Source organism: Vibrio sp. ER1A, assembly GCF_000733315.1.
Lineage (GTDB): Bacteria > Pseudomonadota > Gammaproteobacteria > Enterobacterales > Vibrionaceae > Vibrio > Vibrio mediterranei.
In genome coordinates, this window is record NZ_JPJA01000063.1 from 1 (window position 1) to 11,091 (window position 11,091).

At 37.8% G+C, this 11,091-nt stretch carries 17 protein-coding genes; 11 read left to right on the forward strand and 6 right to left on the reverse strand.

From position 1 onward, the window contains the following. The 11 genes from HW45_RS28290 to HW45_RS04615 all read left to right on the forward strand — a co-directional run. Window positions 1–531 (forward strand): HK97 family phage prohead protease (locus HW45_RS28290; protein ID WP_152559626.1); only part of this gene is annotated, 531 nt, incomplete at its 5' end. 100 nt (window positions 532–631) lie between these two features. Further along, a complete protein-coding gene (locus HW45_RS04570) occupies window positions 632–1,810 on the forward strand; it encodes a phage major capsid protein (protein WP_038225233.1) in 1,179 nt (392 codons plus the stop codon). A gap of 60 nt (window positions 1,811–1,870) precedes the next feature. Beyond that, window positions 1,871–2,422: a phage head-tail connector protein gene (locus tag HW45_RS28295; RefSeq protein ID WP_051867787.1), complete on the forward strand. Its 552-nt coding sequence runs from the start codon at window positions 1,871–1,873 to the stop codon at window positions 2,420–2,422. After that, window positions 2,422–2,751, forward strand: coding sequence for a phage head completion protein (locus HW45_RS04580; protein WP_038225235.1), 330 nt, complete (start codon window positions 2,422–2,424; stop codon window positions 2,749–2,751). Before HW45_RS28295 ends, HW45_RS04580 begins: the two co-directional genes overlap by 1 nt. Further along, on the forward strand, window positions 2,751–3,368 hold the full coding sequence (locus tag HW45_RS04585) for a hypothetical protein (protein WP_038225237.1): 618 nt from the start codon (window positions 2,751–2,753) through the stop codon (window positions 3,366–3,368). Before HW45_RS04580 ends, HW45_RS04585 begins: the two co-directional genes overlap by 1 nt. After that, window positions 3,355–3,717: a hypothetical protein gene (locus tag HW45_RS04590; protein ID WP_038225239.1), complete on the forward strand. Its 363-nt coding sequence runs from the start codon at window positions 3,355–3,357 to the stop codon at window positions 3,715–3,717. Before HW45_RS04585 ends, HW45_RS04590 begins: the two co-directional genes overlap by 14 nt. Before the next feature lie 5 nt (window positions 3,718–3,722). Beyond that, window positions 3,723–4,163, forward strand: a complete 441-nt coding sequence (locus tag HW45_RS04595; RefSeq protein WP_038225241.1) for a hypothetical protein — start codon at window positions 3,723–3,725, stop codon at window positions 4,161–4,163. 40 nt (window positions 4,164–4,203) lie between these two features. After that, window positions 4,204–4,512, forward strand: coding sequence for a hypothetical protein (locus HW45_RS04600; protein ID WP_038225242.1), 309 nt, complete (start codon window positions 4,204–4,206; stop codon window positions 4,510–4,512). Between the two features lie 176 nt (window positions 4,513–4,688). Continuing rightward, complete coding sequence (locus HW45_RS04605) at window positions 4,689–4,964, forward strand: hypothetical protein (protein WP_038225243.1); 276 nt, start codon at window positions 4,689–4,691, stop codon at window positions 4,962–4,964. A 33-nt stretch (window positions 4,965–4,997) separates the two neighbouring features. Next, window positions 4,998–7,415, forward strand: a complete 2,418-nt coding sequence (locus HW45_RS28300; protein WP_051867789.1) for a hypothetical protein — start codon at window positions 4,998–5,000, stop codon at window positions 7,413–7,415. A gap of 88 nt (window positions 7,416–7,503) precedes the next feature. After that, entirely contained in the window at window positions 7,504–7,905 is a 402-nt protein-coding gene (locus tag HW45_RS04615) for a hypothetical protein (protein ID WP_038225245.1), read from the forward strand. Between the two features lie 20 nt (window positions 7,906–7,925). Here the strand turns inward: HW45_RS04615 and HW45_RS04620 are convergent, their stop codons facing one another. From HW45_RS04620 to HW45_RS04645, 6 genes are all read right to left on the reverse strand, one after another. Further along, complete coding sequence (locus HW45_RS04620; protein WP_038225247.1) at window positions 7,926–8,153, reverse strand: hypothetical protein; 228 nt, start codon at window positions 8,151–8,153, stop codon at window positions 7,926–7,928. 51 nt (window positions 8,154–8,204) lie between these two features. Next, the gene (locus HW45_RS04625) at window positions 8,205–8,483 is read right to left on the reverse strand and encodes a hypothetical protein (RefSeq protein ID WP_038225248.1); all 279 of its coding nucleotides are present in this window, start codon (window positions 8,481–8,483) and stop codon (window positions 8,205–8,207) included. A 10-nt stretch (window positions 8,484–8,493) separates the two neighbouring features. Beyond that, window positions 8,494–9,207 (reverse strand): hypothetical protein, encoded by a 714-nt coding sequence (locus tag HW45_RS04630; RefSeq protein ID WP_038225250.1) that lies wholly within the window; start codon window positions 9,205–9,207, stop codon window positions 8,494–8,496. Window positions 9,208–9,251: 44 nt separating this feature from the next. Continuing rightward, entirely contained in the window at window positions 9,252–9,764 is a 513-nt protein-coding gene (locus HW45_RS04635; RefSeq protein ID WP_038225252.1) for a hypothetical protein, read from the reverse strand. A gap of 12 nt (window positions 9,765–9,776) precedes the next feature. Further along, window positions 9,777–10,055 (reverse strand): hypothetical protein, encoded by a 279-nt coding sequence (locus tag HW45_RS04640; RefSeq protein ID WP_051867790.1) that lies wholly within the window; start codon window positions 10,053–10,055, stop codon window positions 9,777–9,779. A gap of 89 nt (window positions 10,056–10,144) precedes the next feature. Then, window positions 10,145–10,501 (reverse strand): hypothetical protein, encoded by a 357-nt coding sequence (locus HW45_RS04645; protein WP_152559627.1) that lies wholly within the window; start codon window positions 10,499–10,501, stop codon window positions 10,145–10,147. Window positions 10,502–11,091 lie beyond the last annotated feature (590 nt).

Sequence of the window (11,091 nt, forward strand, 5' to 3'; positions counted from 1 at the left end):
TCGCGGGTGAATAGTTACGTTGATGGCTGCTACAAGTTTAATTCTAAACGTATGCCGAAAATGCTACTTCAACACGATTATAAACAAGTATGTGGTATTTGGCTTGATATTAAAGAAGACGAAAAAGGTCTTCGCGTAAAAGGTCAGCTAGCACTTAATACTGCTATCGGTCGTGAAACATACGAGCTATTGAAAATGGGTGCATTGGATTCACTTTCAATTGGCTACGTAGTTAATAAAGAAAAATATGACGCAGAAAAACGTGTAAATTATCTAGAAGAAATCGATATTAAAGAAATTAGTATCGTAACCTTCGCATGTAATGACGCATCATTCATAGACAGTGTAAAGGGTGAAGAAATTGTCCCAGAGACAGATATAAATACTCCTGAAGCTGTTATAGAAATAGAAGAAAGTTCAGAAGAACCTGAGCAAGAAGTTGTTTCAACTGAAGAAGTTATCCCTACTGAAACACTACTTAAACTAGAAGAACTAGTGCTAGCTATCAAACTTTCAAATATTTCTTTCTAGAAAGATTATAAATACTTTCGTTATTCAAACATTCCTTATTCTTTTTAATTAAGTCCTTTATTCGCTTTGGAGTAAAGGCGCTATTCAAGGTAATTATTTTATGGAACTAGCAACCCAAATCGAAACTGTTGTAGACGGTTTTAAATCTCAAGCTGAAGCTGTAGAAGCAATTAAATCTGAAATGGCTGATATCCGTGATGCATTCGCTGGTCTATCTGCTGCAAATGAAGCTGAAGTAGAAGTTAAAGAAACTAAAGAAGAACTAGTACAAAAGTTCTACAACATCCTGAAATCAGGTGAAGGCGTTCAAGGCACTGAAGTTGCTAAAGAAGGCGAAATCAAATCTGCTGCATTCAACGTAGCTGATGACGCATCTGCTGGTGCAGGCGTTCTAACTGAAGTTAACCGTCAAATCCTAACTCGCCTAGTTGAAGAGTATGCAATTACTCGTCTATTCGGTCGTGACACAGCAAGTTCTACTAAGTACGAGCGTCGTGTTCAAGTTGGTACTGGTGGTGCTCGTTGGGAAGGCGAAAACGTTGACCTACAAAATGGTGCACATACTGGTTCTCCACGCTTCGCAACAATCAAGATGACTCATGGTAAAGCAATTGCTAAACCTGTTATCACTGCTGAAGCACTTAAAGACCCATTCTTCAATGCTGAATCATTCCTATTGAATGACACTCGTAAGCAACTAGCTCGTCTAGTAGCTGAAGGTCTAGTAAACGGTATCGGTGGTGAAAACCAACCTGCTGGTTTCATGACATACTTCGACGAAGTTGAAGGCGTTAAAGACGTTGCAGATCGTAAAGTAGATATGTTCCCAGTTGTTGTTAAAACTGCTGCTGAACTAGCTGAAGATGTTGCTCTTATCGATGCACTTCAAGGTCTACAATACGAACTGAAAACTGGTTATGTAGCTGGTTCAGTTTACGTAATGTCTCGTAAAATGTTCCAACGTGTTGCTGGTATGAAAGACGGTATCGGTCGCCCATTCATGCAACCATCTCTAGACAAAGCAGTTGCTGGTCGTATCTTTGGTTTCGACATCATCGTTGACCCAATGATTGGTGAAGACAAGCCAGTTGTATTCGGTAACATCGGTGATGCATTCAAAGTTATCGATATCCCTACAGCTCTTGAGTTCATCCGTAACCCATACAAAATCGATGGCGCAGTTGAGTTCTACATCGCTACTCGCATTGGTACGATGGTAAATGACAACGAATCTGTAGTTGCAATGATTGTTAAACCTGCTGCTAAAGCTGGTAAGTAATAACTTTCCGAAAAGGGACGGGGACATTCCTCGTCCCTTTTTTGTATCTGGAGAAATGCTATGCATTTTAAAGTAATCAATAAGCCAGATATTGGAGAAGAGTTATTACCAATGTCTGAAATAAATGATCATCTTCGCATTTATGACCCGCATGAAGAAGAATTGCTAGCAGTATATCGCTCTGCTGCTATCGATTTTGCTGAGCAATATATGAATCGTGCATTGGGTAAACAAACAGTTCAAGCAACATTTGATAAGTATCGCGAAAGAACATACTTGCCATTTGGTGATATTCAGGAAATCACCCGTATCACGGCATTAAACGATAATGACGATTTAATAGAGCTACCTATTTCTGATTATAGATTTAACGCAGTGTCCAATGAGGTGCATCTGAAACACGGTAATGCTAAATACAAAGATTTTATCATTACGTATGTAGCTGGATCTGAAGCATCAGAAACAAATAACGCAATTAAAGTTGGCATTATGAAGTTGATAGCTACTTGGTATGAATCACGGGAAGATATTTCTCATGGCGTTTCAGTATCACAAGTACCATTCAATCACCAGTATTGTTTCAATCTTTATCGTATTCCGGCAGGTATCTAATGCGCATTGGTCTTTTACGAAATCAAATCGAGATTTGGGACAGTAAAAAGACAATTAACGAATATGGCATTGAGGATGAAGTAAAAGAACTTCTATTATCATGCCCTGCTGCCATTAAAGAAGTTTCTAATGAAATTGCTGGTAACACAACCAAATCTGTTATCAGCACTTTAGAAATAACTATTCGTTTCAATCGTTATTTTACAACTCCAAATAGCTCAATGTACGTAATGTTAGACGGATTCGAATATGACATTACTACACCTCCAAATAACTCTTGGAGATTGAATAAGTACATAACATTTAGAGCACAATTAAGGTCGAAATAATGGCTATTCAACGCAAGCTGAAACACATATCAGGCTTGGATGACGTTGAGAAACTGCTAGATGGTTTAACAGACCCGAAGTTTAGAGCAAACGCCTTACGTAATGCTGCAAGAAAATCAATGAACCCAGTTAAGGACACCCTTCAATCTAAACTACCTGCTGGTGGTGCAGAAGAAGAGTCGTACAAACATTACGAGTCGTACACTGGTAAGAAAGGCTACAAGCCTGGTGATTTACGTAAAGGCGTCAAACTAAAGATATCTGTTAACAGTGCAAAAGAAATAAAGACAAATCGAAAAGGCTACGTAAAAGATAACCAACGCTCTGAGTTATTTTCTACTGTCACATTTGATAATCACGTTTATAAACTCGCCTCTATATTAGAGCATGGACGTACACGAAGAGTAGCTACTACTAAGAATGGAAAAGTATTCCATTACTTCGGACACGCTACTGATAGTGTTAAACGTGATATCGGCACAACCGCACCAAGAAACTTTATTTCCTCTACTTTCGCTGAACACGAAGGTCAAATAGCAGAAACATTCAAATCTGAGTTAATCAAATCTATTAGTAGACAAGCAAAGAGGTTAGCAAAGAAAAATGCTGGAAAGTAATTTTATCGCTTTCCTAAAATCGAAATATCCAGACACTCCAGTTTATTCATTCTATATCCCTGAAGATGCACCATCGCCAGCATTCTGTTTTGAAAATGCAGGAATGGGTGTAGCTACACATTATCAAGATGGCAATGAAATCAAGACACGTAGTATCAAACTGACGTTATCTAGCACTGAAGTAAAAGATATTTTCGACGACGGACAGCTTCATAAATACATCAAGGAAATGCACCTACTAGGTTCATTAAACATTCTAAACGCTCGAATAATCAATTTTACCGATGACTTCCACCTCGAACAAAAGATATTCGAACGTACTTACACAATTTCAATAAAATATAGGTAATTAAAATGGCCGGATTACAAGACATTTCAGTTTCGAATTACATGAAACTTGCTATGGGCGCTACAGAAATCACTGATATCGAAAGTTTCGGTGGTCTAAACGAAGAAACTTCAATCGTCGAAGTAAAACAGTACAACCAAAAGTTTGCTCGTAAACTATCTGGTTCAAGCACTGTTGGTGCAGTAGAAATCACTTGTTCATTCAACCCTGCTTCTGAAAGCTACAAAGCACTAACTACTGCTAAAGCTGCTGATGCACGCAATGAGTTTACAGTAACTTACTACAACAACGCTTCTAAATCTGAAGCTTCAAGCCGCACGTTCCACGGTATCGTAACTTCTTACTCTGAGAGTGGAGAATATGACGCACAAAGAACTTGCACATGGACGATTGCTGTTGATGGTGCTCTAGGCGCACTAACTGAAGTAGCAGCTCCTTCTAAATAATATTGATGGGGAGGCAACTCCCCTTCTAAGGCATTTCACAGTGAATAAATTAGAACTATTAGCATTGGGTAATAAACCAAAATTGGTTGTTATCAAATCATTATCGAAAGAACTATGGCTAAAAGAACTGTCATATAAAGGTGTTATTGAAGTAGCACAATGTACAAATGCGATTGACCGTGCGTTATACACTTTAATTTATTCAGTGTGTAATGAAGACGGCAAATTAATCTTTGATTCAGAAGACAAAGAAGTAATTGCTGAAACCTTTACGTTTGCACAAATCCAAGAAATTGCATACGAAGCTTCAAACCTTACCTCAGTTGATAACAACTCAGCGGTAAAGTAGCTCGCCGTCTGCTTGTAAATAAAGAACGTCGTTTCTTACTTCAATTATCCCTTGCATTAAAGATACCAGTATTTGAATTAGAGCTTTGGCCTGCACATATTATTCAGGAATACAAAGCACTAAACATTGTATCGCCATTTACTAATGATTCCCAGAACGTTAAGGATGGATTGTTATTGCAATTAATAAGAAACCAAAACGTTTCAAAGAAACAGCATATTAAGACTGCTGAGCAGATACTTCCTTACTTACAAGAATATCCTGATTATCTAGAGCATCCGACAATTAAGAAAGTACTTGGCTTAGTTTCAATGATTAAGTCTGACGAGCAGATGGCTGATTTAATGAATAAGGTATTAGAAGAAATTGATATTGAAAATAAGAAAGACAAACCAGACGAATATCTAATTTCTCGATTATCCGATATTTACCATAAACACAAGGCTGCCTAACAAGGTGGCCTTTTTTATTTTGAGAGGCATTTTATGTCACATGTAAGTATTAATTTGACTGCAAACACAGCGAATTACATACAGCGTTTAAAAGACGCTAAGACACAAACAGATAGAAATATCATTATGATGGAAAGACGTATTGACGATTTCGCTAAAGACGTAAACAAGAACTTCACTTCTGTTAACGGTGCTATCGATACAATGCTTAATTCATTGAGTAAAGTAAAAGGTGGCGGCTACATTGCAGCATTGGGTGCTATGGGTATCGCGATCGCGTCAGTAACCTCTTCTATCCATCAATTTAACGTACAAGCAATTGAAAATGAAAAGGTGCTAGAAAAGGCTGCTAATCGTGCACGTATGGCTACTGATGATTTTCTATCGTTTGCTCGTGTCACTAACACTGTTGGTATTGATATCGAGAAGTTGAGTGATATCAGTAAGGATGTATTTGACCGTATTGGTGATTATGCAACTACTGGTGGTGGTCCATTAAAAGACTTCTTTGATGTAGTGGGTGAAGGCAAGGTTAAACTAAAAGACCTTGAGAACCTTAACTCCATTGAAGTAATTCAAAAGATTGCTAGTGAGATGGAAGCGGCTGGTGCGTCTGGAGCACAGATGACATTCGTTTTGGAAAGTATTGCTAGTGACCTTTCTGATATGAAACCTCTTCTAGACAATGGCTCTGAAGGATTCAAGAAACTTCAAGAGAGAATGGACCAAATCTCTAAACAACCTGTTATCTCTACTGAAGCTAAGAATGAAGTAGCTGTAATGGACGCAGCGTTTGACGCTATGTGGCATAACTTCGGTGTTATGGGTACTGAGAAAATGGATTGGCTATATAAAGCACTTGGTAAAGCTGCAAATATGGCTGCTGGTTTGTTTGGTGAAGAAGCTGTTGAAGACCGTAAGCTAGCTATTATGCGTGAGTATAATAAAACGGGCAATAACACATTAGGTGACACTAGTAGTTTAGGCTCCATCTCTAATGAAAGAATTGCTATTCAAGCTGCTATAAAAGAACAAGAGTTTGCAATACGTAGTAGCACTCGCCAAAACGTACATGCCGAGAAACACGTTAAAATCTTAAAAGAACAATTAGAAGTTCTTGATAAAATCGAAGAGTCTCGTTTATCTGTAGAAAAAGCAAGCTCTGGCACTGCTGTTACTAAAGACTTATTTGATAAGACAAGTAAAGTTACTGGCACTGACAATAAATCACTTGGTAAAGAACTTGAAGACGTTATTAAACTTCAAGCAATGGCAAAGGATACTATTGCACAAAGTGAAATTGAAATTGCTGAATTAAAAGAACAGATTGCTAATGAAACTTCTAAAGTTCTAATCGACCAATTAAATGTTGAATTAGACCAAAAAGAAAAAGCACTTATTAAAGAGCAGAATCTTTATAAACTTCATGGTGAACGTATTGCTGGTATTCATACTAAAAATGCAGAACTAAAGAAGAAAGCTGATGAACAAGCTGCACAAGAAAAAGCTAGTAAAGAAGCAGAAGATAAACGCAATGAAGACCTTCGCTTACAAGGGATTTTGAATAATCTACAGCACGAAGTAAGTTCTTCTATTACAGCAAATGAACGTATTAATGCTCAATATGATTTAGACCAAGAACGATACACCCAAATGCTTAATGCTAAGAAGATTAGCCAAGAGCAATTCGATGATTACATGTTTAGTGCACGTATGAATAAGAATATGGGTTTAGCAGAACTTGATAATCAATTCATTATGAATGATTTCATTCGTCAAATGGAAACTGCTGAAGCTGAACAAGAGTTCTTGACACAAGAGTATGAAAACAAAGCTATTAGCAAAGAGCAATTCGATGCACGAATGTTACAAAGCGAAGCTAATTATACTCAAGCTAAACACGCTCTGATAGGTCAACAACTTGGCATGATGAATAACGTACTTTCGGGTATGTCTAATCTTGCTGAGGAAGGTAGTAAAGAACAGAAGGCATTGTTTGCATTAGAAAAATCTGCTGCTATTGCTCAAATGGGCTTGAATATGTACACAGGCTGGTCAGCAATTGATAAAGACCCTTCATTACCAACAGCAATGAGTAAGAATATTGCTAAAGGCGCATTAGTAGTTCAATACGGTGCAATGATGGGACAAGCGGCTGCTGTAACACTTGGTCAGTTCCACTCTGGTACGGACGAAGTAGACCAAACTGGTTCGTATGTGCTTAAGAAGGGTGAGCGAATCGTGCAAGAAGAAGCCAACAAAGATTTAACGTCATACTTAAAGGCAAACTCAAGTGGTGGTAATCAACCGATTACAGTTAATGCACCATTGAATGTACAAGGTGACGCTAATATCGATGAGAACAAGTTCAAGGCACTTCTAGTGCAACATCGTGAATCTGTAACACATGCTGTCAAAATGGCACAACGTGAAACACCATCACTTAGATAATAAAGGGAGCCTTAGTGCTCCTTTTGTTAACTTCATTATTACGTAAATCATTGAATAATATACAATTTAATCAAAATAAGGAGATTGTATGTTTACACGATTTTATGAAATATCCGCGCTAACTGGAATGACTGTTGAGAACTCTATTTACAATGCTGCATGTAAGTTGTCTGAAGGGAAATATTCTGGTGGTAGTTGGCAAGTGCTCGTAGATAATGAAGACACTTTTATCGTTTACCCTGAAGTTGGAGATATTGAGGTTGGTCATGTGCCTAACTATGTGCACCCTGCTAATATCACACAGGAAGCATTCGGCGCTTATTGTTGTCTGGTTGTGTATAACCAATTATGTTGGCATTACCATGCACAGGGTGAGCAAGACAGGTGCTCTCGTTTCTCGTCTATGTATCATTCAGTACGTAACTGGCTACTTGATACTGACACTATCCCTAATGAAGATGTTATGCACGTTATGAAAATGATTGATTAAAAAAGGGAGCTTGCGCTCCCTTATACAAATGATTTTTCGCGTTTCTGTGTAGTTTCAATTAAACTGTTAATATGATTATTCATGTAATCTTGAGAGATTGTCTTTAATTCATAACCTCTTAATACTCTACATGCGTTTATTAGCTCTTGCTGTGTTAACGTACCCATTGCTAATGCAGCTTCGTTTAAATGAAATCTAAGTGAACCAAATTGTGAAATGTATTCTATGCACTTTTGCGTAATATTCATGTTTAAATCCTCTGTTATTATATGAATATTTATATAACAGAGGAATGATTATTACAGCATCTTAATTACATTTGTAATGCTAAGAATATCTTCTAAAGCTGGACGATAAATGGTTAATCGTGCTTCAATTAACTCTAAACGAATAACAGCAGGTACTTCCTTGAATAATGCCATACGCTTGAAGTACCCAGCGTAGTATTTTAAATCCGCACCAAAGATATCGAAATACTTCTTACCTTCCGGTGTATTGAAACATAACGTCACATACTTTTCTTCTTCAGCATATGCCTTGTGGTCAACTGAAAGAACTTTCAAACCATTTACCATCATAATTTTGTCCTTAGAACTTGTACCCTAGCAATACACTGTATGTATCGAAATCTGATAACGGCAAATCTACTGAGGCACTTAACGTCTTGTTGTAGTGGAAGTTAATGTTGAAGTTCTTGTAGTAAGCACCGACACCAATCATTGCGAAATCTGCTTCAAGCTCTGTGCTAAAATCGAAGTAATCGCTTCCATCTTCAAAATTAACATCATTATTCTGAGTTGATGTTTCTTTCGTATAACCTGCCTTTAATACCAACCACTCTTTAACGAAGTAGCCACCATAAACGCTTGTGTAGTTGATTACAGTATCAGTTGTACCATGCGTATCGTAGAAACCACCGTTTCCATTGCCATCGTCCCACCAATTCTCTACCACTGTACGATTAGTGTACTCGTGCCATGAACGTTGGAAACCTAGCATATACTTGTTGTACGCTATGAGTTCGAGAGCCACGGTAGGAGCTGATTGAACATCACCGAAACTATTCCAAGATATGCCAGCACCGACGTTAAAAGTATAGTTAGCTGCGAGGTAATCGATAAATCGTTCTTCACGTGGTTCCATAGCATTTTGTACATTTGCATACTCTCTTTTGACAACTTCGTCAATTTCTTCAGGTGTAAAGACGTGCTCGTATAACCCGTCTTCATGTAATTGTTGTCCATCATTCGCAAACGCTGGTGAAGATACTGTTAGTGCTGCTACAAGCAATTTAACTTTCATTTTAATTCTCAAAAAGTGCCACTTCCCTGTGGCTAACAACGTAATTATTCAGCAGAAGATGGTGAGCAAGTAAACGTGATTGTCGTTTCTACTTCAGCAGTACCAGTTGTCCACGTGTTTGCAGCAAACGTGTAGAAACTGAATGTGTTGTAGGTTTGGTCTTTGTTTGGCTTCACTTTAATCAGTTCACCAGTGTTAGTACCATTTTGCGAAATGTTCACATACTCAGAACCATCGTTGTTGTGCACCATTGCTTGAGACCATGATTCTGGCATTTCACCACCCCATGGTGCCATTGAAGTCCAGTTTTCAGTAACATCCGCTACAAAATCAGCGTTGAATGAAGAGTTAAGGATGATTGAACCATACTTATCTGCTACACCGTTTGTAGCTGGGAATGCGAAACCTGCTTCAGCAGATTCAACGATAACAGAACACCAATCAGCAGCTTCATGAGAACTTGTCATTACTGCTGGACCCGAAGGTTGGAAGATTGTTGCAGCAGCGTTGAAAGAAACAACAGATACGATAGCGATTGCGATAATTGATTTAGACATTTTTAAACTCCGTTATTTTAATGGTGGCAGATTCATGTTTGCCAGCGCATTTTGTTTTTGCATTAGCTCTAATTGAGCTTTTAATTGTTTGATTTCTAATTGCTGACGTTCTACTTCTAAATTGTAGATTCGAGAGCAATCCATTCTTTCTGGTGCACCAATTGGTATCGTTACTTGAACAAAAGCCATTGCTTCGTCGTTATTTCGATTATTCCAATTGTTTAACCCTTCATCCTGAAAATTAGTTTGAGAACCCGTAACACCCATATTGATATACGTCTGGTTACTCATACTTTGACGGCACGTAATCCCAGTACTCGTCCTTATTTCATCGTATCCAGTTGATTGCTGTACCGATGGAATATATGCTGCATTAGCGCTTACTGTAATAAGGAGGCAGGCCAATGAAGTATAAAGTTTGTACATTGTTGAACTCTCAGGTTGCCTTTTAGCATTGGCATGGTGCACACAGTTTTGTAAGTATTTTCATCAGGTTTAGCATTAACCCATACATCTACATCTGCTGCCTCTCCAGCGTTTAAACAATATTTTCTAACGCCGTCCAAATGACCATCAATGTACACTTGATAACACATATTTTCAGGATACATGTTAATCAACTCAATCTGATATTTGTTAACTGGTTGTACCACATATTCAGCAATTTTTTGAGGTTGATGTGAATGTGCAGTTACATTCAAAGAAACCATCGCCAACATAATCAAACTCTTTTTCATATACCTTTACCGTATACCGTTTTCCTCTTGATGTGGCTATTATATCCATCGGCACTTTCTCGGAAACGTTTTTTTGAGTATTTTATCAATAATTTTATTATGTTTTTCGATAACAGTTTTCTATCGATATTAAACACCGTACGTGAAAACGTTTGCGTTATTAAAGGGGTAATACACAACATTTCAAGCAGGGTGTTTCAAATGCTACAGACATTAAAAAAGAGGCTTACGCCTCTTCATCAATTAATCGACAGAACTCTTCAAATCCCATCGGCTCTAAAGTGTTTGGAATATTTTCACATTCAAACACAAAATCATTATCATCCAACTAACAAATACCAACTGCACAAAAACTAATCTTTAGACTCATTAAAAGAATTACACAAAACAGTATTTCTTCTCTTCTTGTTAACGTCATACTACTAATGTCCCTTTAGCCATCAAAGTATTGATAGAAATCGAGACACTTTGCTTTGCAAAGCGATTACCAACCTTGATTAACGTATTTACGTCAGCCATCTGTAGATTCTTAACTGGGAAATACTTAAGAAGACCACACACCATTCGCATGGCTTTGTTGCCGAAATCGA